Source organism: Reinekea marinisedimentorum (genome assembly GCF_004341165.1).
Classification (GTDB): Bacteria; Pseudomonadota; Gammaproteobacteria; order Pseudomonadales; family Natronospirillaceae; genus Reinekea; species Reinekea marinisedimentorum.
This window is the reverse complement of sequence record NZ_SLZR01000006.1, coordinates 12,370-37,802: the sequence shown is the minus strand read 5'-3', so window position 1 is coordinate 37,802 and position 25,433 is coordinate 12,370. Positions and strand designations below refer to the sequence as shown.

At 47.7% G+C, this 25,433-nt stretch carries 17 protein-coding genes; 3 read left to right on the top strand and 14 right to left on the bottom strand.

Features of this window, described 5'->3' with window-relative positions; translation table 11 throughout:
- Window positions 1-8: 8 nt before the first annotated feature.
- The 14 genes from BCF53_RS08380 to tssJ all read right to left on the bottom strand — a co-directional run bounded on the left by BCF53_RS08380 (window position 9) and on the right by tssJ (window position 19,599).
- Entirely contained in the window at window positions 9-2,051 is a 2,043-nt protein-coding gene (locus BCF53_RS08380) for a type VI secretion system Vgr family protein (protein WP_132701276.1), read from the bottom strand.
- 83 nt (window positions 2,052-2,134) lie between these two features.
- Entirely contained in the window at window positions 2,135-4,906 is a 2,772-nt protein-coding gene (gene tssH / locus BCF53_RS08375; RefSeq protein WP_132701275.1) for a type VI secretion system ATPase TssH, read from the bottom strand.
- A gap of 18 nt (window positions 4,907-4,924) precedes the next feature.
- Complete coding sequence (gene tssG, locus BCF53_RS08370) at window positions 4,925-5,899, bottom strand: type VI secretion system baseplate subunit TssG (RefSeq protein WP_132701274.1); 975 nt, start codon at window positions 5,897-5,899, stop codon at window positions 4,925-4,927.
- The gene (tssF, locus tag BCF53_RS08365; RefSeq protein ID WP_132701273.1) at window positions 5,863-7,593 is read right to left on the bottom strand and encodes a type VI secretion system baseplate subunit TssF; all 1,731 of its coding nucleotides are present in this window, start codon (window positions 7,591-7,593) and stop codon (window positions 5,863-5,865) included. Before tssF ends, tssG begins: the two co-directional genes overlap by 37 nt.
- A gap of 7 nt (window positions 7,594-7,600) precedes the next feature.
- Window positions 7,601-8,014, bottom strand: a complete 414-nt coding sequence (gene tssE / locus BCF53_RS08360; RefSeq protein ID WP_132701272.1) for a type VI secretion system baseplate subunit TssE — start codon at window positions 8,012-8,014, stop codon at window positions 7,601-7,603.
- Between the two features lie 61 nt (window positions 8,015-8,075).
- Entirely contained in the window at window positions 8,076-8,561 is a 486-nt protein-coding gene (locus BCF53_RS08355; RefSeq protein WP_132701271.1) for an Hcp family type VI secretion system effector, read from the bottom strand.
- A 137-nt stretch (window positions 8,562-8,698) separates the two neighbouring features.
- On the bottom strand, window positions 8,699-10,228 hold the full coding sequence (gene tssC / locus BCF53_RS08350; protein WP_243645799.1) for a type VI secretion system contractile sheath large subunit: 1,530 nt from the start codon (window positions 10,226-10,228) through the stop codon (window positions 8,699-8,701).
- Window positions 10,228-10,773 (bottom strand): type VI secretion system contractile sheath small subunit, encoded by a 546-nt coding sequence (gene tssB, locus BCF53_RS08345; RefSeq protein WP_132701270.1) that lies wholly within the window; start codon window positions 10,771-10,773, stop codon window positions 10,228-10,230. Before tssB ends, tssC begins: the two co-directional genes overlap by 1 nt.
- Before the next feature lie 20 nt (window positions 10,774-10,793).
- Entirely contained in the window at window positions 10,794-12,329 is a 1,536-nt protein-coding gene (locus tag BCF53_RS08340) for a TssA family type VI secretion system protein (RefSeq protein ID WP_132701269.1), read from the bottom strand.
- 57 nt (window positions 12,330-12,386) lie between these two features.
- On the bottom strand, window positions 12,387-13,346 hold the full coding sequence (gene tagF / locus BCF53_RS08335; RefSeq protein WP_165901857.1) for a type VI secretion system-associated protein TagF: 960 nt from the start codon (window positions 13,344-13,346) through the stop codon (window positions 12,387-12,389).
- 26 nt (window positions 13,347-13,372) lie between these two features.
- Window positions 13,373-16,954: a type VI secretion system membrane subunit TssM gene (gene tssM / locus BCF53_RS08330; protein WP_132701267.1), complete on the bottom strand. Its 3,582-nt coding sequence runs from the start codon at window positions 16,952-16,954 to the stop codon at window positions 13,373-13,375.
- 3 nt (window positions 16,955-16,957) lie between these two features.
- Window positions 16,958-17,764, bottom strand: coding sequence for a type IVB secretion system protein IcmH/DotU (icmH, locus tag BCF53_RS08325; RefSeq protein WP_132701266.1), 807 nt, complete (start codon window positions 17,762-17,764; stop codon window positions 16,958-16,960).
- A gap of 2 nt (window positions 17,765-17,766) precedes the next feature.
- Window positions 17,767-19,101: a type VI secretion system baseplate subunit TssK gene (gene tssK / locus BCF53_RS08320; RefSeq protein ID WP_132701265.1), complete on the bottom strand. Its 1,335-nt coding sequence runs from the start codon at window positions 19,099-19,101 to the stop codon at window positions 17,767-17,769.
- Between the two features lie 21 nt (window positions 19,102-19,122).
- Window positions 19,123-19,599 carry a type VI secretion system lipoprotein TssJ gene (tssJ, locus tag BCF53_RS08315; RefSeq protein WP_132701264.1) on the bottom strand — a complete coding sequence of 159 codons (477 nt, stop codon included), beginning with the start codon at window positions 19,597-19,599 and terminating at the stop codon, window positions 19,123-19,125.
- Between the two features lie 422 nt (window positions 19,600-20,021).
- Between tssJ and BCF53_RS08310 the strand changes: the two genes are divergently transcribed.
- Genes BCF53_RS08310 through BCF53_RS08300 form a run of 3 tightly spaced genes read left to right on the top strand, consistent with a single transcriptional unit; the run spans window position 20,022 to window position 25,430 of the window.
- Window positions 20,022-22,133, top strand: a complete 2,112-nt coding sequence (locus BCF53_RS08310) for a contractile injection system protein, VgrG/Pvc8 family (protein ID WP_132701263.1) — start codon at window positions 20,022-20,024, stop codon at window positions 22,131-22,133.
- Window positions 22,134-22,186: 53 nt separating this feature from the next.
- On the top strand, window positions 22,187-24,985 hold the full coding sequence (locus BCF53_RS08305) for a hypothetical protein (RefSeq protein WP_132701262.1): 2,799 nt from the start codon (window positions 22,187-22,189) through the stop codon (window positions 24,983-24,985).
- Window positions 24,975-25,430: a hypothetical protein gene (locus BCF53_RS08300; RefSeq protein ID WP_132701261.1), complete on the top strand. Its 456-nt coding sequence runs from the start codon at window positions 24,975-24,977 to the stop codon at window positions 25,428-25,430. Before BCF53_RS08305 ends, BCF53_RS08300 begins: the two co-directional genes overlap by 11 nt.
- The last annotated feature ends 3 nt before the right edge of the window (window positions 25,431-25,433 follow it).

The window sequence follows — 25,433 nt, the reverse complement described above, 5'->3', positions numbered from 1 at the left end:
CCTCCTTGTTAGTTACTGCCAATAGAACCAGCTTTCAGCGTAATGCTGGCTGCATTAATGGCCACGCTTGGCCCTTCCAATGTTAAGTTGCCGCTGCTATCAATCTGGATAGTGCCGCTGCCCTGAGTAAAGGTTAGTGAGCCGCCGGCACTGAACGATACGTCACTGGAGGCTTCCAGCTGATAGCTGCCACCCTCAACAACGATACTCTGGTCACCGGATACAACATGGGTACTGCAACCATCTGCGGCCTCTACAACCCATTGACCACCCACCTGTACATTCAGGTCACCCTCTTCCGTTACCCAACTTAAATCTTCCTGCGCGGTCAGCTGTAGGTTATTTCCGGCTTGATGGGTAATATCACCTTCTTCGGTCATCAGTGAGTAGTCACCTTTGACAGTTACCTCCTGATTACCGCCAACCTCTATGGTCATATCTGCACCAGACTGTGCCTGCATGTTTTTGCCGGCATAGATTTCCAGATCACCCTCTTCTGAGTGCAGCTCTGCCAGGTGTGCATCTGCGGTGGCGTTCAGTTGCAGGCGGTTTTTCTGTTCGGCTGTATTAAGTTGGATGCGTTCTTCACCCGGCGAATCGTCCATTAAGAACTCGTGTTTACCGCGCGTGCGAATCAGGTTCTGGTATGCGTTTTCACTGGTGACCACGTCGGGGCTCTGGTCGTTATAAACAGCGCCCATAATGGTTGGCCGGTCTATATCGCCATTCTCGAACGAGAGCACCACTTCGGTATCGACCGTCAGCGGGAAGTGCATACCGTGATCATTACCGCCAAAGGGTTGCAGCAACCTGGTTGGCAGGCTGGAGTCATCTCCGGCTTCGCGCTGGTCAAAGGGTAAATGCACCCGGTACAGACCAGCATCGTCAACTTCGCTGGCAATGGTTGCGGTAATAGACGTAGCAATTGGCCTGGCCGGTTTATACAAAGGTAAAAATGCCTGGCCGGCCGGTATAGCAATAAAGATATTGCTGTAACCTTTATGCAGGGCAGCAACACCCCCGCTGGTAGCGGCCGACTGATTTCCCGTAGATTCTAGCTTTGTAATAATGTACTGACCGTTCAAGTCACTATGACCAGTCAGTTCTATGTTCATGCCCGGTTGTAAACCACGGCAATTGGAGTGCATAACAATGGTATTGGCATTTGCCTGGCAGGCGTTGGCCATACCATCGGCAAGCTTTTGCGCTGCGCCGTCACTTTGCAGATTATCACCCCAGCGAAAGTGCGTCATATTGGCGCTGGAATCGGTCTGACTTTCAGCAAAAACATGAGTGCTGGAAGGAAACTGGTAATCGGCTATCTGAACTTTTTGCGGCTGTATACGCCAAACCTGCTTAACCAGAGAAACAGATTCTTCATTAAAGGCTGCACCACGTGCTGATCGATAAGGCAGCTCCAGTGGCTCGCTGGCATAGGGCATCTGTGCGATGTCATCAAAAAGGATTACTTCCAGCCCATCGGTGGTTTGATGCTGGTGCAGCATAATACCATCCCGCAGCAGAATACGATGAATAAAGTCCCAGTCACTTTCTTTGTATTGAACCGTCATAGGGTAAGGTTCAACATCGCCTGCCAGCACTTTTAAGGTGTACTGACCGTCTACAAATTCAGTCATCAGATTTTTAGCTATCTGTAAGGCCGACTCTTCAAGAAATACCCGGTTATGGTATTGATTCTTTAATGCCCACAGTGGCGATTTTAAGGTCAGGCGGTAACCTTCGTAGTTGCCGTTACCGTTTGCACCGCTTATCTGAAATACCGTAGAGTGAACCGGTGAAAGCTCGCCCCGCCACAAGAAGCTGACCACAGCTTTTTTACCCAGCAGGCTTTGCGGGTCTATATCCTGCAAAGCCAGAATTTTCACATCAATGCTGTAATCAGATTCCGCCAGGTTCCAACCGGTAACCTGTACGTTTTCAACGATGAATGCATCATCCGTAAAACTGTCTATCTGAATAAAATACTCGCTCTCATCCGCCATACCTATCTGGCGAACAGCGCGATTAATTTCTGCGACTGATTGAATCATTTTATTTCCCTTTGATCAGACACTTGTCTGGTTAAGGCCGTCCTTCGTTACCGGCCAATCAGTATTTCTGGTAACAATCCTTTTCAGCTATTTTCCAACACAACAGCCTCTGCAACAGCAGGCTTATCGGCAAATACACATTCCAGTTGCTGCTCTTCGTTAAGTACCAGCGTTAATATGTCCGGAACGTCATCCTCACTGATAAAGTGCAGCAGGCTTTGTGCAATACCCGGCATTAACTGCTGGTCTACCATAGAGTTGACGAACCGGGCACCGGAGTCATTCAGCTCACACTGCCCCGCTAAATGGCTAAGTACGGTTTGATCACAACGGAACTCTATCTGATACAAATCCATTAAACGTCTGGCGATCGCTTCCAGCTTCAGGCTAACTATTTGTGCAAGCACTTCACCACTTAACGAAACAAATGGCACCACCTGCATACGAGCCAGCAGAGCCGGGGCAAAGCACCCTAGCAACTCGGGTTTAACCAGTGTCTGCAGCTCGCTTAAGCCTGGCTCCTGCCATTCCTGCTCCTCTTCGCTCTGATGCGAAAGCTCTGCAAGTTTTTCCAATGCATCTTCTTCACCGGCACTCATGATATCGGCTATCTTTTCATCCGCCGATTTCGGGGTGCAGCGCTCCTGAATCTGAGCAGAACCGACGTTGCTGGTCATTAGAATCAGCGTGTTCTTAAAGTCAATCTCGCGTCCTTCACCATCTCGCATGAAGCCACGGTCGAATACCTGATAGAACAGATTCATCACATCCGGGTGCGCCTTTTCTACTTCATCCAGCAGAACAACTGAGTAAGGCCGCTGGCGAACAGCTTCTGTAAGGATGCCGCCCTGACCATAACCAACATAACCCGGAGGTGAGCCTTTAAGCTGTGAAACAGTATGCGCTTCCTGATACTCACTCATATTAATGGTAATTAAGGCACGCGAGCTGCCAAACATATGCTCAGCTATCGCGCGGGCCGTTTCAGTTTTGCCCACGCCACTCGGGCCCGTGAGCAGGAACACGCCTACCGGACCTTCACTGGTGCGCAGCCCTGCTTTTGCAGAGCGTAACGCCTTACCCATCGCCTGCAGTGCTAAATCCTGACCGATAACCACATCACTGATCGCCTCTTCAAAGGTCAGCACAGACTGAAGATCGCTCTTCGACATACTGCCCACCGGCACGCCGGTCCAGTCGGCAACAACATCTGCAATAGCCAGCTCATTAACTTCCGGCTGCACCAGTGGCCGCTCGGCCTGCAATTGGGTAAGTTCTGAACGCAGCGACTGTGAATGCGCTAATACCGCTGCGAGGTCTGCAGTCTCATCCTGAGAGGTCAAATTCTTAACATGCTGATGAATCTCACCCACCAGAGCGCTTTCCTGCTGCCACTGAGCGTGATAGCTTTCTGCTTCGTTCAGGCATTCCTGTAATTCTTTCTGCAGGGTTTCCTGCAGGGAATCATTAACCAGCATGCCGGCTTCTTGCTCATCCGCAATTTGCTGCAAGCGTGTTTCAAGATAATTCTGACGCTCGGCCAGGCTTTCCAGCTTTGAAGGGATAACCGACTGCCCCATACGAACACGAGCCGCTGCAGTATCGAGCAGATCAATGGCTTTATCCGGCAGGTAGCGACCGGTAATATAACGGTCTGAAAGAGTGACGGCTGCCTCTACGGCCGCGTCGGTAATACGCACTTCATGGTGCTGCTGATAGCGGCCTTTCAAACCATTCAGCATCAAAATCGCGGCTTCGATCGTAGGTTCTTCTACCTTGACCAGCTGAAATCGGCGCGCCAGGGCCGGGTCTTTTTCAAAGTATTGCTTATATTCACTGAAGGTCGTTGCTGCAATGGTTCGCAGCTCCCCACGCGCCAAAGCAGGCTTCAACAGGTTTGCGGCATCACTTAGCCCAGCTTCGCCTCCGGCACCAATCAGCGTGTGCGCCTCATCAATAAACAGCATCACCGGTGTCGCCGACTCTTTAACTTCGTCAATAACCTGCTTCAGGCGGCGCTCGAACTCCCCTTTCACGCCGGCACCGGCCTGCAATAAGCCCATGTCTAATACACAGATACGGATATTTTTCAGTAAATCCGGGACTTCACCGCGAGCTACTTTTTGGGCCAACCCTTCAACCACTGCCGTTTTACCAACACCGGGCTCACCCACCAGAATCGGGTTGTTTTTTCGGCGGCGACAAAGAATATCAATGGCCATACGAATCTCTTCATTGCGGCCGGTGATAGGGTCCATATCTTCATTTTTAGCTTTCGCGGTCAAGTCTGTCGTGAACTGATCCAGTGCGGATTCACCCTGCTGAGCCTGCGGCCGCACAGAAGACTGCCCGCCAGCAGGTACATCACGCACGGCACCTTCACTGCAGTTCTTGGTAATCTCGAACCGATGCGCTCGCAGCTCATCAAGTGACACCCTATCCAGGGCACGGTAGGCGCTGAACCCAGGGAATGAAGGAGACAACTCAATAACAGCTTCCAGGATGGATACGCTGTCTATATCTTCCCGGCGATAATGCACAGAGTTAATGACACAAGCCTTTTCCAATACCTGAAACAAATTTTCAGACATACCCGGCTTACCCTGATGACCGGAGCGCAAAGAGTTGATCGAATCAATTAAACCCTGCCAGAGCTCATCAATATTTACCTGAAAATACTCCAGCACAGCATCAATGCCATAACGATGGTCATCTTCAAGCAGCTTAATCAATAGGTGCTCAATAGTGATTTGATAATGACCGCGGCTAATGGTGAAACCGGCAGCCGCTTCCATCATTTGACCGCATTGCCCGTTTAACTTATCCAGTAATGCGCGAAGCGTTTTCCCGTCCATTGACTATTCCTTTTACTGTTACGCCACTTGCTGTGCGCTATTTGTTTCAAATTGTTTTGATGTCATCTTAAATGTCAGGCCCTTGCCACTGGCTTCACCCAGAATGCTGTGCACAGATAAGAGACTTTGTTCACTGCCCAATTGCCAGTTGTGAGAAAACTTCGGTGTCAGTTGAATTGACACATCGAAATCTACGCCATCCGGCAGAAACTCTTTCAGAATACCGGCCATTTTCTGGCCCATCTGCTGTTTGGGCTGAAGCGCCTGCGAGACGTCGTGGCTTACCGGGCCAATCTGCACTTCAACCTTGCGTCCTATCACTGGTATTGCATCACCCAGACAGGTATCCAGCCCAAGTGCCTGCTGCCCGTTCAGGCACAGGCCGTCCTCTATGGGTACCCAACTGATGACATCCGAGTCGATATTGAGTTCTTCCAGCGACATGGCCTCGCGCAAAATGTCTTCAAGTGATTCGCTGCTTCGGGCAGAACCAATGAAGTTGCCACCATAGGCCATGGCATCACTGCTGCTGTGCCAATACTGCCCGGTTGTGGCACGAATCAGGCGCTGATAAAGTCCGGATTCATCCAGCTGCGTGAACGGACTCTGTTTTTTCCACGCCTGATGTAAAAGCCCATAAAGGCGATGGTTAAAAATATCGAGAAACGTCTGCAGTTGCTTACCGGCTGCATCTTCTGCGGTGACGTCATCTAAAAAATACTGAGGCAGCGGAGAGTCAACGCCATACAAGCCCAGAAACCGGCACACAACCTCGAATCGCTGACCGGATATCGCTGCAACCGAGCGAATATCTGAAGCAGGAAACGCCAGGCTGGTATCCGGTCTGATCTTTACCCGAGCGTTAAACTCCGATGCACGGCCTTTAGGTAACAGCTGCTCTAGCAGCATTAACAGCTGGTGAAAATGATAGCGATGGCCGTTAGCTAAAATGTCTTTTAGAACAGGGCTTTGTTGCCAAACACTGGACTCCATTTCCACTCCTTATAAGAAGGCAGCTGCACCACCCGTGTTTGAACAAACTCCGTCATATTCGCGAAGTCACTGAAAAAGCTGTGCAAGACCGAACCAAACAGGTACATATCGGCAATACTACTGAAGCCAGATTCTGCAAGCTCTATGGTTATTTCCAGCCCCTGAAACAAAACACCACGCTTTAGCCGATGGGTGGTATTGGTTCGGATACCTGAAATGGCATCAATCTTCCGCTGATTTTCCGGCAGGTCTGACCAGTCAAACAGCACCAGCAAGTGCTTAAGGTTTTCAACCGATTCCAGAGAGCTGAGTTTTAGCGAAAGCAAGGAAACCAGCTGCCACTGGAAATCCTGAAAATCCGGTGCGCGCAGCATCTTGCTGCATCGGGTCACATTTGCCACCCCAACCTGCCGATTAATGTCCTCACCAACCTTATTAACCCCACCTATCTCAATGAAGCGGCGCGGGTATTGGTCGTTGGTGATCATTGCCACCATACTGACAACTTCCGGGTTAAAAGGAGGCGTACTGTTTAACGAAATATAGGTTAAGCGCTTGTCTATACCGGCAGTGCGATGACTGGTTACAAAAACGCGATCATCCTGTTTGCGGTGCCTCATGGCATGAATCGGCATGTAGTAATTGGTTTCGCCGCTGCTTTGATCGCGACCGGAAACCTCCATAACGCTGTAAACAGAAGAAAATTCAGCGACCTGACGATCCGGGTTAACCCGATATTCGCTCTTGGTATGATCAACAATAACCGGCTCGGTATCTTCCTTATATAAATTGATAGCAGGAACACAATAGAGCTTCAGGTTATCGACTCCCAGTCGGGTATCGACCGGCAGCGAAACAGTGGCGTCAATTTCCAGAGTAAACTGCTCAGCCGCTTCCGGTATAGCCAGTTGTTCCATACCGAAAGGCTCAACAAATAGATATTTTTCCCGCGCACAAAAGTAATCGTGCATCAGGCTCAAGCCGGTGCGGGTTCGCCCATGAGATAACAACAGGTTGTCGCTGGCTTTCTGGTGGGCACCTTTAAATCTGATCGGTTGCGCTGTCGTGATAAACCCACGGCCGGGTAGTTCTGCCCGCACCCTGGTTTGGCTATCGGTGATGGTGTGAAACAGGCCATAAGCAAGAAGCAGGTCGGCCGATAAATACAGCTTCAGTTTGGTCAGATCTATGTTCTTCCATTCTGCCTGGCTGTTCTTCTTAAAGGTCAGGCGCAAAACACTGCCGCCATTAACCTTTTCTTCCGCCATAACGTGATGTAAGTGCAGCGGCAGCACCGAAACTGGGTAAGCGGTTGTAAACTGGCAGTTCGCATTAAGAGGGCCAACATTCATGGCCTTAACACTGCGCCCCTTTTCGACCTCCAGTGCCTCTTTGTTCTGAACGTTTGGCGTAAACTGAATGATCGTATTCGATGGATAAGGCCGAACCATAGCGGGCATAACCTGATCCAACAGTCGCTCGCTGATTTCCGGCACGGAGTCATCCAGGCGCTGACGTATCTGAGAGGTTAAGAAGGCCATACCTTCCAGTAATCTCTCAACATAAGGGTCACGGTCTTTAACGGCATTAAGATTTAACATTGCCGCCTGTTCAGGATAGGCTTCAGAAAATTCCTGAGCTAAATCCTGCAGAGAACGCATCTCTGCTTCAAAGTATTCCCGGTAAGAAAGCATCCGCAGTTTACATCCTGTTGGGCTGCATTATCTGAGCTTGATAGTTACTTTTAAAAAGCGTTTGAAAACGAACCTGAGTTCCATCTTGCAATCGCCCACTTATTTCCATACGTACAACGCAGTAGCGAATATCCCTGGCTCTGGGCTGAACCCGCACCTGAGTTAATCGCGGCTCATATTTTTCAATGACGTTCTTTACGGCGAAGGCGATATCCTGCTCTGAATAAGGCAGCTCACGGTAAAGCATATCCAAATCGGGCAGTCCATAATCCGGTAGATGCTCCAGCACACCCTGACGTGCGTTTAACAGCCTTATCAGGTGATCATGAACGCTGATGAGCAAATCTTCCTGACCGGGATACTTTTTAAGCGGATCACCGTTGGCAGTTTTACCTTTCAGAATATCGAATAGCGCGTACATAGGTATTTCTCAGAAAAAACGCACCCAGTTAAAAACCGGGTGCGTTTATTAATAGCCGAAATTATCGGCCTTCAGTCCAGGAGTCAGAGAACTCAATGTTACCGTCCAGGTAGCTCCAGGTGATCTTTTCATAACGAACAGCAACTGATTCCAGGTGCGGATAGCGTTCTTTATCCAGATCTTTAACGTTTTCCATTTTAGGACCAACGGAAGTTACGCGAACACCTTCCAGAGTGTGGCGGAAGTACTCCACTTCTGTACCGGTGTCATCAATTTTATACCAGCTTAATACCAGGCTGTTTAAAGTTTGGCCATTAGCACACGCTTTATACAGGTATGGGGTCGCGGCATCGAACGCCTTGGTTAAAACCAGTGGTTCGTGCTTACGAGTACCCGTTAATTCACCTGAATCTGCATCCGTTGGGATACGCAATTCGTGATCAAAAGCCAAAATTTCAACAGAACCTTCGCGACCTGAAACAGTTACAGAACCGGTAACATCATTTCCCTGGTCATCAGTGATCCACATATAGGCAGGAATCGCCATCCTTTATCTCCTTGATAATAAAATTAAAATTACGCGCTACAGTACTAAGCAACCTGCGATTCCAACGGCTGGTAATAGCCTGCGCTAAATGGAATCTTACTTCTGCCACGGCAACTCACCGCGGCAAAAAACTTCTATCAGCCTACTTCCGGCATTTGCGAAACAAGCGATAAACGAACGTCTACACCTTCAACCTGGAAGTGCGGCTGAACATGCATATTTACCGAGTAATAGCCTGGGTTATCTGCGGCTTCGGATACAAACACCTGACCATCTTTCAATGGGTGTGAAGCTGCTAACTGCGGATCTGGGTTATTCATCTTAGTTACCAGGCTCTGCAACCAGGTGTTCAGTTCATTTTCCAGATCCAGCCGTGACTTCAGAGAACCGATATTTTCACGCTGCAACACCTTCAGGTATTGAGCCAGCTTTGAAACCAGCAAGATGTAAGGTAAACGCGAGTTAATACGCGCATTGGCCGTAGCTGCATCATCGTTGTATTCCATTGGCTTCTGTGCGGAGTTAGCAGAGAAGAAGCAGGCGTAATCACTGTTCTTGTAGTAACTCAGTGGAATAAAGCCATGGTCAGCAAATTCCAGCTCTTTGGTCTCAGAAATTAAAACTTCGGTTGGAATCTTAGATTCCGTTCCACGACCAGATTCATAGAAATGCACTGGTAAACCTGTCAGCTTACCGCCTGCTTCAGGGCCACGGATATTCACTGTCCAGCCATGTTTCTTCTGGCTCTGGGCCATATTGCTGGCAAAAGCGAAAGCCGAGTTGCCCCAGCAGTAACGGTCGTGTTGCTCACCGGTCACCTTTTCAACATAGCCAAAGCTTCTCACCGGGTTGTTTTCACCATAAGGCAAACGAAGCAGGAAGCGAGGGAAAACCAGACCCACATAGCGAGAGTCTTCAGACTCACGGAAACTCTTCCAGCGCAGGTATTCAGCCCGGTCCATATAAGAAGAAAGATCCTGAATCTTTGGAATATCTTCGATCGTTTCTTTACCAAAGAACGCAGGCCCTACGGCACTGACAAATGGACAGTGAGCAGCACTGGAAACCTTAGAAATTTCCGTTAATAGCTCAATATCCTGGGCGGAACGATCAAAATCAAAGTTACCGATGACCGTGGTAATTGGCTCACCACCCGGCGTGTCGTATTCCTGGGTGTAGATATGATCGTAATAGCCGGATTGAGTGGTATCTGGTGACTCTTCAAAGTCTTCACGCAAGTCATCTTTGGTGACATCAAGCATTTCAATTTTGCTGTTCGCTTTGAAATCTGTTCGGTCAACCAGGAACTTCAGCCCACGCCAGGAAGACTCGATTTTCTGGAACTCTTTGTGATGAATCACTTCATCCAGCTGATTACTGATAGTCTCGTCAATCTGGGCAATGTAATGATCGAGCAGATTTTTATCGATACGTTCAATCTGCTCACCGGATTCCAGCGCAACCTTCAGGAACACCTGCAGTGCAGCTGTAATTCGCTCATTCTGCTTGGCTTCGCCCATGCCTTTTGAAGTACGAAATTTAGAAATCTCGATACCTTCAGCAACCGGATCGATATCAATAAGATCACACAAACGGTTATATATAGAGCCGTCTTCCAGGACCGCATCCGCGGCAACGGCCTGTTTAGCTTCTGCCATTTCCATCATTATTCTCCCTGATTCTCTACATCAGCTACCGGTGCCTTTGCCGGTTCCTGCACATCTGAAATATGCTTGGCCAACTCTTCTTTCAGAGTATTTAGATCGGCCTCTGAACTCATAATGCGCTCAACTTCTTTACGCAATGAGCTGTTATCAAGCAGGTTAGACTTCAGGTCTTTCAGCAGGTTACGCATTGCCAGCATTGAACTGATTTCTGGTATTTGCCCTGCAACCTGTTCCGGATGAAAATCCTTGAAGCTCTTGAACTTCAGGTCCACTTTGATTTCACTACCTTCGTCTCCGCTGATCTTATTTGCCACGGTGAACTGCGTTGAAGGCGTCATATCTTCCATAACCTTTTCCAGGTTATTGCCGGTAATATTTATCCGTTGACGCTCAGCAATATCACCCTGGCCTTGGCCATTGCTGAAATCACCCATAACCAGAAGCTTAAGTGGCAACTCTTTTTTAACCTTTGCACCACCTGTTTCTAAGTCCAGTGCGATATTTACCCGAGCTCGAGGAATTTCATTCTGAAAGCTATCGCCCATTGTTTTCTCCCGTTATTTTCCTAGAGCCACTGCATTGCACTGGCAACGTCAGTGGTACACATTAAAGATTGCAGGTGAGCCAGATGATTTTCGGTTTCATCCCTGCTGGCATCCTGCGCTAGTGTTGCCAGTCGATCTTTCTGTAAACGGTAAAGCCCGCGCCAGATCTGCATTGCAAAATCTGGTACGACACTTTGCAGCGACAGTTGATCAACTGTTTTTTCTAACTGAAATAAAATTGGCAAAGCCAATTCACTTCGTTCCTGCTCTATACAGAGCTGGGCCTTACAAAACTCTAAGTAACTCGTTTCTAGCTGATTCTTAGCCGGTATTTCGGATAAATAGGTAAAGGCCTCCTGAATCGATTTTTCCTGCAACAGAGTCCGCGCGTTATTCAGGTACTCTTTGTAACCACTTTGTTTTTGACTGCTTTCCGAGCCGGCGTTTTCTTCGTTAATTTGCTCCAGCCAGGCGGCAGCGGTTGTTGATGCAAACGCCTCGTCACTATCAAACTTCAACTGGGTTAACTTAGGTAAACGAACCGTTATTTGAATCACGTTGAGCTTTACCAGCGACGCCACTTCAGAATTCCCGGTATTCACGGCACAGTCGTGCATCCACTTGGCGATATCGAAATAAAACTGACCACTCGGCTCCATAAAGGCATCGACACTGGCCAGCAGCCCCTCTTCCCATTGGCTATTTTCAACAGCATTACGAATACGGGCCAAAGATGCTTCCCTCGGAGCGGGCAGCTTGGTTTTGCCGGCTTCATTGGGTGGCATCTTTAAATTGCCCCATTGGCACGACAGCGCCGTGCCTACTAATTTGCCGTATAACTTCTGTTCACGAAAATAGGCCAGTAGCCCACGCAGAGCCTGTTGATACTGGGTCGTAGACTCTATTGAACTGCTAACTTGTACAGCAGGTGCAGCCTGAGCCACGGTGCGGGCTACCGGTGCTGGCCGGCTGTTGGTGGCCGGCGGGTTATCTGCGGGCGCATCAGGCTCGGCGGCCTCCGCAGCAGGTGCATTCTCAAGCTTGATCTTCTCCAGCCATTTTTTCAGATCAGGCCAGGACATCGGTTCAGCACCTAACCCGGAAAGTTGCTCAAACAACCGCTCATAAAGCTCAATAGCAGATACAGCCTGCGGGTGATCAACACTGCCGGTTGCAGACTGCGCAAAGGTAAGAACCTTATCCTGCTGAAACCACTTCAAGGCAGCCTGACGGGCACGGGGTTTAGTCGGGTACAGCGAGTCACCAAAGGAATCGACCATGTGGTACAAGGCTGCCATGCCCTTAGCCAGACCTTCAAAGCCCTCTAAGCGGGAAAGTGCCAGAATAAAATAGGAGGCCACCCGAAGGTCTTTCGAGCTTTCGGTTAAAATTTGTTCACACAGGTCTCTGATAAGCTCAAAATTAACGTCAGATTTCTTTTCGATTTCTGCCTTTAATTGAGTAAATGAATCTGAGTAACGCGGGTCTTCACCGACTGGCTGACTCGCATTCACAGGCTCACCAAAACACCTTACCTGATCGATCCATATTTCCATCTTAAAATCCCTGAACTATTAGCATCGCGGAGCTAAAAATCCTTTAAAACATTCCGGCTAAACCAACTGATACCATTCAATTGCTACGTCCAACAAATTGGCTTCCGGCTTAGATACCCATTGTTGAGCGTTTGCCTTAATTTCATCCGGCAATCCACCGACATCCATGACATCGTTCCACCCCAAAAAGGCGGCTAAAGCAGCTTGGGCATCTGCCGTGGCCTGGAGCGATGACAACGTAAGCGGTTTAGTCAAAATAAAGAGGCGGTCATTAGCACCCGATGTCGTCCAAACAATATCCGGACGCCAGCTTCCGCTATTCATTACACCGGTTAATAATTGCAACCAGAAAGCAATAGACGAATGTCTTTTTGTTCCGGATAACAATGGCAACCAAATGCCGTGATAAGCCCTATGTACCCTGCTCTGTTTAAGCTGGCGTATAAGCAGCAGCGTTCCGCCGATCAGATGTTCCCGTAGTTGCATGTCATTACCGGCCAGCTCATTCAGCCAGTCTTCCAGTGACACCTGCTCGGCAAGTTCCATAGCCTTGCGCTTAGCTCTGCGGGTATCTATTGGGCTAACATGCTCTGGCTGGGCTTTTAACAACCCCAACCAGGAAGAATTAACGTCTGCCTGCTGAAGCTCTTCGCCAATTGCATCCTCAATCGCACTTAAACCTGCGGTAAAGGTCGCATCGGGCCGGTTATAAAAGCTTGCGTCTGCAAGACGGTTAAACAATACAAACGGGTAGAACCGACCTGTTTTGTCTTCACTCGGATTTACCGTAGCAACCAGCCCCTGCCGGTCGGACCCACCGGTTAACAGCAGGCCACAGCCGCGGAAGTGCTCCAGTCGTTGATTCCTGGAAAGCTCCGAGTAAAAGCTTTGCAGAATTTCATCCAGTGCCCGCACTTCACGCCAATTACTATCTATCTGAATGAAATCCGATTCGGTTGGAAGCTTGCCGTAAGCTCCGGTAATACTTAAACGCGGAACTTCTACTTCAACGGCCACTTTAGGTTGCTTTCGCCTGAACATAATCAGCCCTTAAACAGGTCTTTAGGCAGATAGAAATTAGTCAGCATGCTTTTATTCAAAACACTGCCGGCCCTGTCTGCCCGGATTTTGTAGCTTAGGTTCACCAACCGCCCGTCCTCAAAGGAAACCGGTAGCGTCACATAAAACTGCGTATCATTATCGTGAGAGACTTCAGATTTACTCAGCAATTTAAGGAACGCCCAAGGACCGTCGAATGTCATATCGGCATAGCCACCACCGTGGTTCAGGTGTGCCTCAACCTGCGCAAACTGACTGGATTCAAGCGACCAGTTAAATTCCTTCCACTGCTCAGGTTCATTACGATAGCGATAGGAGCTGCTATCAACCTCAAACAGAGATTCGCTCACACCCGGAGATGGAATAGGGATAACCCAATAGCGCATGCTCACCAGATTCTGATCATCAAACAGACCATTCACCACCTGGCTGGCTGAATTCACCCCGGAGAAAAGCTGACGGTTGAAATTAAGCCCTTCGCCCAACCAGGTACGAACCTTCCAATTCCCGGAGCGAACCTGAACAAAAGGCTTCAACTCATTATTAACAAAACTCCATAGCTGACCTTTCGAAGGGGTCAGGAAGGCGCTGACATCACGTACGGTCGCATCAACACCATCTTCACTGAACGGGAAGCGTCCACGCAGTGATGCGCTATAAGTTTTATAAACATTATCGAGCCACAAGGATTCCAGCGATCGCTGGCTGGCCTTTATCATTCCAGACCAGACTGTGCGCAACGGCGAGGTGATCATTGCGCTGGTTAGACCCTTAACGGAGTCAGACTGGCCTTCCAGAAGATTGCTTACGTTAATCCAGCTGGTATAAAGCTGTTTGTTGTCTGCATTTCCGGAAAGTACATCACCCGCATAGCGGCGTGCTTCCAGATCAATATCGGAAGCGACCTTGATGGTATCCAACTCATCTGCCAGTGGTTGAATCTGCACCAGATAGGCTTCAAGAAAATCTGCCAGGCCACTGTCATCGTTATCAGTCACGATCAGGCTCAAATCTTTGGTCATGGCCGCAAAGGCTGAAATGACCGGATTTATCACTGGCAGGGCTTCTACCTGCTGCTCAGCATCGTCATCGGCATCATCACTCGTAATCGCTGCCAGTGGCTTAATTTCAGTTATAGCCAGGTTGGCTTTAACCTGTGCAAACAGTTTCACCAGTAGTCCATCAGATGCCGAGATATCTTTGACGATCTGAATACTCTTGGCTAAATCAGTGGTATTAAATGAGCGGGTTTGCGAAACCAGATCTATCCAGTTATCGCTGTAATCCGTGAAATAAAGCTGGCGAACATCACGCTCCAGCTTTTTAGCCAGAGTAGTGACAACTTCCGGATCATCTGCCACCGAATTCATACCCAGCACCCAGTCACCGTCTGCAGCGACAGTCGTCAGCCGCTTAATCTCACTGTTCACATAATCATGCCAGGCATTAACGGTATAGATTCCACTGAAAACAACTGGGCTCAACAGTACATTCTTCGATTCTTCACCAACCAGGCTGATCAGGCTCACTTCGTCATACTGGCCGGCAGCACCAGAAACCAACTGCATATAGAGGTTATCCGCATTGGGTTCAGTTCCCATTTGCGCCTGTGCAACGCCCACGATTTCGGAGCCTGCATCCCACGGGTTGGCGGCATTAATATCGACGTCCTCAAACGCGTACTGAAGGTACAATTTAGAGAGATCGACCAGCACGGGATAATGTGCATCATAAGAAAGCGTCATGTTTTCTTTAGGGAAGCTCTCAAACCAAACCTGTGCAATATTTTTGGCGATATGGTCACGTACGTATTTATCAGGGCGACTGGTCATCATCAGATAGGTTTCCAGCATGCGGTAATAACTCAGACGCAGAATATTTCGTTCTTCATCCGGTATTTCCTGCCAGCGGGTCGACATGTCACTCAGATTAGTCTTCAACCTTGGGGCTACCTGATGCTCCATGGTACGTTCCAGCGTAGCAACCAACAGGTTTCTCATTGGTTCACCATGGGTGCCAATCAGGTCGTAGCTGCTGAACAGCGACAGCGGTGAATAGGTTGATATTTTTTCTAGATCTTTGTAATGGCCATAAAGGCCAACCAACGCCTGGAACTGTTCTTCCTGCGTGCTTTCAGTACTCTGCAGGCGCTCAACAAGGGTGCCCGCTTTTTTCTCGTAATCCCCCAGCAGCTTCATGTTCGCGGTATAAGTACCGCCTAATGCAAGGCCGACCGCAAGGATAACGCCCAGCATACCAATCAGAGAGAAGCTTTTCGCGGCGAGATGGAACCGCTGACTGCTGCGACTCCCCCGAACAGCATTCTTCAGTGGGAAAATAACCTTGGTAAAAAAATCTTCAATGAAGTAGCTTCGGTTATGCTCTTTGCTGCGATAAGTAAGCCCCAGCGCTTTCGAGAAAATGTCTTTAAGCAGATTGTTCTTTCGTTCTATAACCTCGCCTTCCTGAACGCTACTGGTAAAGTAGACACCGGCAAACCAAGGCTTTTCATGGTATGGACTGTCTTTAAACAACAGCTCAATAAACTCTATAAGCCGCTCAGAAACACCGGCAAATTGAGACGGATACTGATAAATATCGGCCCGCTGTTCTGAAGAGCGTGCCAGTATCATCTTTTGCGTTCTTTGTTCCAGCAGGCGATCGTTCAGCGCATCAATCTTTTCTTTAAATACCTGAACAACATCCGCTCTTTTATCTTCTGTCTGATCAAGAACATAAACGCCCCACGGCTGCGCGGCCTCAGAATCACTCAAGTCTTCAAAGAAGGCGTCAAAGCCGCGTACCATATCGCACTTCGTCAACACGATATAAACCGGCACCATAAGGCCAAGCTCTACCATAACTTCCTGAAGGCGGTTGCGGGTATTGTGCGCATGGGATTTCAGGGTTTCGGAATCCCCTGTCAGCAACTCATCGATCGGTAACGCCAGAATAACGCCATTGACCGGCACGCGTGGTCGGTTCTTTTTCAGCAACTGAAGGAAATGAATCCACTCATCACCACCTTCTTGTGAGGAATACCGGCCCGCCGTATCAATCAATACTGCCTGATCTGAAAACCACCAGTCACAGTTCTTAGTTCCACCAATACCGGAAAGGTGGTAACGCTCGTCATCCTTGAACGGAAAGTTCAGGCCCGAGCGTGAATAGAACGTACTTTTACCCGCACCGGAAGGCCCAATTATCATGTACCAAGGCAGTGCGTAAAGCGCTCCCCTGCCCTTAAACCGACGGCCAAGATCGGTTGATTTCAGAGATTTAAGAGCACCTTCAAGCTTCTCTTTCAGCTGGTCATCATCGGTACCACTGGCCAGCCCTTCGGCAAGTTTTTTGCCCCGTATGCGAAAGAATACGAATTTGGCGATTAACCAAAGAACAAAGACCGCAAGCAAAACACCAATAGCAATCAGGCGCGACTGCACACTGATTAAACCGACATAACGACCACCAAACCAGATAATAATTGCCACAGCCAACACGCCTGCAGCAATACCGGTAGCTGCGCGCGCCAGAAAAGACACCAACCTCATCAACAACGTTTTCACCCGTTACGCTCCCTTGTCTTCGCCAGGAGCAGTTTCAACCTGCCCATCATCCACTAACGTTTCAGGCTCAACGATGAAAGGCTCCTGAACGGCAGGTGCCTGCTCAAAACCAACCTGAGAGTTAGCCAAAACTTCAATTTTTTCAGCACTAACACCAATCGCTTCCTGCATCTTAGTGCTATAAAAAATGGTCATACCCAACACTGCAGCAACCAGCACAACGGCCATAACCCAATAGGATTGACCGCCAACAATTCGAGCTGAAACCAGACTTTCTGGTGAAGCATTATCTGCAAGTACGCGGCTTACCGAAGAGTTAAACTTTTCAATTTCAATTCGAAATGCAGCGATATAAGCCTGCAACTGATCGTAACCTGAAAGCCGGTATTTACCCTGAAAACCAAGAATTAAGGCTGAGTAATAGAGCTGAAGAACATCCTTGTTTGGCTCAGACTGAGCACGGAGCTCATCCAGCCGAATGAAGAAGTTCTCACCGATAGCGCTATCACCAAAAAACTCGATAGCTAAGGGCCTGGCCATCCATTCATACTTTTTTTGCCAACGAGAGGTAAGAACAACCTCATCTGAAAAAGCAGCCATAGCAAACTTAATATCGCGGGTTATTTCCGGAGCAATCTGGCACTCAAAAAGTCGGCGTTCCAGCATTACGAACTGTTTTTCAACAATTTCACGAAGATTATCAACAGCTCGGTCAGCCTGTTCACCAACCTGCAAGGGTGTCAGTTCAGTAAAAATTGGGGAACAGACTTCAACAATTAAAGAATCTAAGGGCTTATCTAAACCTGGCATACTTACTTCTCTTCCAGAATAATCAACTCAATATCTGAATCTGCAAATTCACCCAAACAGAAAACACCAAACTTTTGGGTTTGAATTACGTTATCCCAAAGCTTGCTGTCAGTAGATATCTGAAAATACTCAAAGCCAGATTTAATTCTGATCTTTTGTGGCAACCGCTGAACATGACGCATAGAAACCCCTGGCAGACCACTGGCCACAACCGTTTCAAGCTGATCCGGAGAAGCCAGCTTACACATTTGAGTAAAGCGGGCCACCCAGTCGACTGAGTCTTGTTTGGCATCAACCGCCAGATAGAACGAATAGTTTTCCAGTGCATGCCGGGGTATTTGTGTAGATTCAAACCGACCGGGAGATACCGCCTTGAATTCAACTTTGTCTTCAGGTCGATCACGATTGACGGCAAGCATACTTCTTATCTCAGCCAGCAATACGGGAATGCTGCTCTCAGCACTTTGATGATCGTAATCCGGTACACGCGAGATATTCTCCGGCGCCAAAAATACAGCACAAACCTGATGCAGGCGACCCAGAAGCAAATACAGCGAATAAGGGTGCATACGGCCATGCTGGCAACCTGAAGCCAGCTCCGGCAGCAGCAACACCAGCTCTTTTTGGAAAAGAAAATTACTCATCTCACTGGCTGAATAACTCGAGATATCACCGATAGCTGCGCGGTTTTTTGAAAATTCACGAACAATTTTGGTCAGCATGTCAAGGCAGGACTGCGCCATATCTCTCATGGCAGGAACGGCGTTGATTGTCAGGCTAGCCGGAATTATTTCCGGAACGACTTTAAATTCACCATCGTATTGACGCTGTATACGCGCCAAACGGAGGCATGACATCTGATCCAGATCAGAATCTGTCTTTAACATCACATTAGGCTTCGCGAGCATCACCTCCCGGGTTCGGGAGCTGTCACTCTCATCTGCCAGATCATGATACTGAGCCAACCAACCGGCCACACGGCCAGAGGCCTGATACCCAGCCACGCCTTCAACCATATGGGAGTTAGGCACAGCTACATGAACAGTAAACTCATCCCGACCTACGGCATTCAAATCCATGAAGACCGGCGCATCCTGATCTCTTCGAAAATCAATAACACGACCATCCTGAAGAATACATTCAAGCTTAACCAGCTCGAACCGCCCTTCACGCAAAGCCGACTCATTCCACTGTAAAGACAGCAAACCCCAGAAGAAAGGCGATAGTGATTTTTGGACAAACTGCAAACGATCAGACTGAAACCTATCCCAGGCTTGAAAGTGTTGCTGCCCCAAAAAAACGCCCTCAGCCCAAACAACCTTGTTCAGTACAGACATTTAGAGGATCTCTAATTAAGATTATTGATATGTGAGAAAGAGCTCGTTTTTGTTCAAGAGCAAATCTAGCTTAGTGGTTTTAGCCAACTTACCAGACTTAACTTTTGCAACAGCCATTTGGTTTTTGCTGGACGCATCACGATAAAAAGCGACAACCCCGAGATACCTGGTTTCATCGACCTTTGGCATATTCAGCTCGGTTGCCAGTCCTGGCGAAACCATTAACTCTTCTTTTCCTACCAGAGTCACACCCAACAAAGACTCATCCTCATTAAATAAAGAACTCTTTGAAGCCTTTTCAAAAATAGCCGGATCGGTTAACTGATAGAAGCGAACCAGAACGGAATAGGAATCACCCTGCACATCCTGATTTAATTGACTTTGTGCTTCCAGCTGTACTTTTAGGCTCGGAGACGAGCAACCTAACAGGAACAACAAAACACAAAGAGAGCTACCGAATTTAAGACGCCTACTTATGTTCTTCCCAGTAACAAACATCTGATCTTCCTTTTCACAGATTTAGTTGAACAATTCAGTGGCAGGGAGAATAACAACCAAAACAACAAAAGGTAAACGCATAAAACGTGAAGCACGTACCAAGATTTGAAAAAATTCCTAAAAATTTTCAAATGCAAAAATAAGCAGAAATTGTGTAGCAACAGAAATAATCGCCATCATTGAGACATACATCTCATTAATTGAAAAAATAATTGAGTGAAGCCAAACGCGCATGAAATAATTCAGGAAAAGCATGATTAACAACTCATAAATTAGACACATTGAATTTATGACTGATGTTTATTGTTTTGAGTCTCACTGTTGTTTTATTTCACGAACAGTAGATACCAAACAAACGAACACTTTACGTTAACAGCGTTATCAGGAAGGTAACGCGCCACATCTTTTTGTAAGGAAGCTCAATGCGTAACAATGCAATAGCACGCTGCCAGCTGGGTTCCAGTTACTTTCCTGTTATTCAGTTAACAGGCAAAGAAGACTTAAGTGAGTGTTTTGAATTCTCTGTTCGACTCAGCGATGCCAACAAAATAATTTACACAGACACGCTAATTGGCAAGCCAGCCCAGCTTTCCTTTCACGACAACACCGGCAACTTTCGAATACTAACCTGCGACATTCACCAGGCCGAACAGGACGCCAACAGCATTAGCCTGCTGTTAAAGCCAAGTCTTTCCCGTGGAGAATATTTACAACAGTCACGCGTTTTCATGTATCGCTCCCGTGTAGAAATTATCGAACAGGTTCTGGGCGAACTTGGCTATGGTCGCTGGCAAATTCACTGGCACAGTGACATAAATGAAAGCGCGCTAACGGCCACATTTATCCAGGCAAATGAATCTCAGCTGTCCTTTTTTAAACGGCTTGTCGCAGAACTCGGCTGTTTCTTCTGGTTTGACAGTGACGGCAAAGAAGAGCAAATAAATATAGCTCTCGACTTCGCCCACACACCTTTTACCGCTCCCATTGTTACCACCGAGCAAACTAAACGGGAAGCCATGGCCGGCAAAGACTCGCCACTCACACGAGCCTGGGTCTCCACAATGCCTACGGCCACCTACCAAATGCACTGCCGGCCTCAACAGCCTCTCAAAGCCGCAAGTTCGGCTTCGAATTGCGAAAGCACCTTATCGCTGCAGGAAGGAGCTAAGGCACAGGCTGAAAACCAAAACAGGAAAAATCAGCTGGCTGGAAGTGAACAATTTTTCGTTACCGGCAGTTTTCCCATTCTGGCCTGCGGTTATTCCAGCGCCATTCCCGCTTACTGGAGCAAAGATGGCTTTAGCGACGACCTGACCTGTGTAGCCCTAGAGCACGAAGGCGAGGTATTCGATGCCCAAAACCCCGAGCTTGGCTTAAAGTACAGTGTGCGCGCAACGCTTCTAAAGCGCGCCAGTGGCTACGCACCAGCCTTCCCAGAGATGCCTGAGTTGCCGCTGGCGTTCCCGGCAAAAATTGAATCGGCCGATAACCTGGCCTACCTGGATGACCGTGGCCAGTATCAGCTGCGCATGGGCTTTAGCAACAACAATACCGAGTTGCTGAATCACACAAATGCCAGCCCCGCTATAGAACGCATGGTGCCATTTGCCAATGCCAATCAGGAACTCAATACGGGGTGGCACTTTCCGCTGCTCGACAACAGCACTGTATTAGTCACTCTGCTCAACAATGACCCCAACCGACCCTGCATCATGGGCTTCGCCAGCGAGTTTGGTCAGGACGGCCCGGTTAACAGCAGCAATAAGCACCAAAGCCGAATCGTAACACCCAGCCAGAATGAGCTGACCCTGGATGACGAATTACCTAACATACGACTGCAAACACTCGATGGCCAAACCATACTGGAACTAAACTGTGCCAGCGCCGGGCCCTACATAATGCTGGCCGCACAATACGGGCCTATAAAGCTCACCGCCGGCCAATATCAGCGCTGGATAGTGCAGGAAAATCTAATCCAAAAACACGGTGGCGCATATCTGGAAAAGGTTAACACCGACAGCATCGTCAACATAGATGGCAATCGCCAGCTGCAATCTGCCAAACAACAGATCGTCCGCAGTAAAGCTAATACCAGCTTTATCAGTGATGGACACCAACACTGGCAAACAAAAAGCAAAGGCATGACTTTGCGTATCGAAGGTGCGGTTACCATTAGCAGTAAAGGCAGTCAGTTAAACAAGACCAGCAGCGGAAGCTATTTGGTGCAGGCACCTAATGATATTACCTTTACAGGAACGGGCGGCGGTACCATGACCATTTCAAACGGTACCGGCGGCTTTAAGATAGACAGTTCAGGTAACATTAAGGCGTTCGGTAATAAGGTTACCCTGGGTGGCCCAAGTGGTGTCAGTTTCGCCGGCAACGTGAGCTATGTAATACCCGGAGCAAACGCCCCTGCCAGTGCGGCTTCAGTATCTCCCGCAGACGTTCCATACATCAACGTACTGTTAAATGAAAGTGAAGAAGAAGCGGGAAATGAAGGCCAGGATGCGCCTTTTATGTTCTCTCTATAATCGCCAGATTCACTCAAAAGCAGCTACAGCACGCATTGCAGTAAAGGAATAGCATGAACATTTTAATGCCTCTTGAAAAAACATCGGCAGAACAACTGATTAACAACAATATGGCGCTAAATGGCGGCCACTATATTTTTGGTGCCAATCGTCACTGGCATGGTGGTATGCACTTCACCAGCACAAAAAAAGTACAGGCCATAGCCGATGGTACCCTTATTGCGTACCGCACAACCGAAGATTACTTAAGTTACAGCTACGACAAAAATGGCTCTACGGTAGATTCGCCTTACAGCAACAACTTTGCTCTGATAAAGCATCAATTCAAATCGCCCAAAGGAGCCGAGCTAACCTATTATTCGCTGTATATGCACCTGCTACCCGCTAACTACTTAGAGGCCGATAAAAACAAAGCCATACCCAGCTTCTTACAAGCCGGTACTGGCAGCGAAGCTGAAGCCATCGTGAATAGCAATGAAGACCCCCAGGGTGGGTTAAACCTCCGCAGTACTGAAACAGGCGGCATACGTGCATTTGCCCCATTCAACTCATCACTGCAAATTGTTCAGCCTCCTGCAGACTATAAAACCAACGAAAGCTATTCGAGTTTCTTTCAAAACAACAACAGCGACTCAAACTGGCAGCTTGTACAGAACGGAAGCAACGACATTTTTCAAGCCTACATGAGCAGCGAACAAGTGGCCGTAGAGGGTAATAGCGCCACCGTCACAACAAATGAAGACTATGGCCCGGCGGGATACGGCCTAAGAATTCGGGAATGCGGCCCGGGCGGCAAAGTACTGCAGGTAGCCAAGAAAGGAGACACAGTTAAAGTAGTTTTGGATGAATCAGCAACCTGGCTGCAAGTTACAGAGATAAACGGCGAACCGGCACCGGAAAACAGCTATATCTGCAGCAGTCGCGAACGACTGAAAATCAACCCACATGAGGTAGATCACAGTAAAGCTACCGGCAGCGTCATTTGCCCGAACCTGGCAATTGAAGCGGGTGCCTGCCTGGGCTACCCCGGCCACCACCTGGACCAAAAAAATTGCCTTCATTTTGAAATTTTTTCAGATGATTCACTCATCAACTTTATGAACAACCCCTACAACGAAGGTGAAGGCTCGTTGCTGAAAATACCTGCTGGCACTCTAATATATAAGCGGGAGTCAATCCCGGTAGAGACTTCAGGGGAAAACATCAACGAACTCACAGGGATAAACGTTACTAACAGCAGTGAATCCGGAAATTTCGTTGAAGTAACAACCACCATACAGGCGGGCCTACTGAAGCATGCGGACCTGGCCTGGCACAAAGCCACCAACAGCTACACCATTACCAGCAACCTGGAAAGCTACCGGAAGTACTGGGGCAGCAGCTTAACAGCAGAGACACACCTGACATTCATCAGCAGATGTGACCAGCAGTTATCACTGACTGCAAACAACCCGGAATACCGACTTGCCAGTACTGATCTTGCCGAACAAAAGACCTTTTGGATAAACAAGGAAGACCTGAACCTGCTGGAAATTTCAGGCAAGGGAAGCTTCTTAAAGACAGCATGCAACAATGTGTATTGCGAGTGCCCGGAACAATATAGCTATCAAGGCTCAAGTGATATCACATCGGATGATGTTGTATTGAGCGTGACTGATTGCGTTATAGCATGTGACGCTAACGATACTGGCTGGGTTAATGCTCAACTTCCAAAGCAAACGGCCCGTTCAACTCCCCTGCTCAGCTTTGCGGGTGGGGCATCATGGCCAAAACAGAACAGCGGCTGGGTGAAAGAGGAAGACTGCCAAAAGCTCTCACCCTACGACTGGCCCGGTTTTAAAGTAATGAGCGAAACAGGGTCTGGTGGTAAAGATGCCTATATCGATATCAGCAACCTGAACAGTTTTTTCAGAGAGATCTTAGATACCATCGACGAAAACGGCAATGGCATTATTAGCTATCACGAGCTGAATAACGCTTATAAAAACCCAACCATCAATAAGCGCCTGGCCTACACCATTGCTAAACACCCGACAGAATGGGATGTTGATGAAAGCGTTTCAAAGTGGTCTCACCTAGAAACCTGGTTTGAGTCCAGTGAGAGTTTTGAGAATACTAAGGAGCAGATTCGGAATTTGAGCTTTATACAGGATGTAGATAGCCTTAATGATCCTGATACTTTTCACATCCATCCTCTCAGCTTTATTTTACAGTTGAAAGAAATACTCAAAATCTACCTACCCATACAAAAAATAAAGAATAGCCAAGATGATTCGTTAAAAGACCTCCCAGAGAGCAAACTTATCTGGTTCAACTCTGAAAAAATGAGCGAAAACATCAATTTTAAATCAAAATCAACTGAATTCAAAAAGCACTTAACTATAGATTTTAAGAGAAAGGTTATCCAGATCAGTAATGACTTAAACATTAACCCTAACTATCTAATGGCGGCTATGGCACTTGAAACCGGATATACATTTTCACCTTCCATTACCAATAGTATTGGAGCTACTGGACTAATTCAGTTTACCAAGACAACTGCAAAAAAAGTTCTCAAAACCACTACTGGTGACTTATCCCAATTAACTGCTGTAGAGCAATTAGATTATGTGAAAAAGTACTTAGTTAAAAACAAGGTGGACAAGGTAAGGAACGTTGGAGACCTTTATCTTTGTATTTTTTCACCTGCATATGTAGGGAAATCAGAAGACTTCATTCTTTACAGCTCTCCCGATAATGCCTATTTAAATAATCGTGGGCTTGATAGCAATAGTGATAGTAAAATTTCGAAAGAAGAAATAACTAAGAAAATCAACCTAATTATGAAGATAGGGAAAGAATATGCAGCGTAGAAAATATAAGAATCCACTACTACCAATACTTTTACTACTAGCATCAATTACTTGCGCAGAAGATCCCTATCCAGTTAATGAAATTGATGGATTATATCAAATTAAACTATCCAATAGCATTCTATACGAAATACCTTCAGATAATACTTATGAGCCTGAGGTGATATGGAGTTATCAGGATGAATCATTTAACTACTGGAGCATATCATTATTTCCAACCGGAAACTTATGTGACTTTGGTGATATTAAACTACTAACCTTTAGTAGGGAGGGCACTCTAATTGATACCGCCAACATTTCGTACTGCGGATACAAACAACCCAAGGTTAGTTTCGACAATGGTTTTATTACCATTCTATTACCCGCAGTAGAACACACCAGAGAAGATGGGTTTAAAATAAGCTCTGTCGAAAGAACATGGAAATACAGAGTAACTCGCCAATGATGA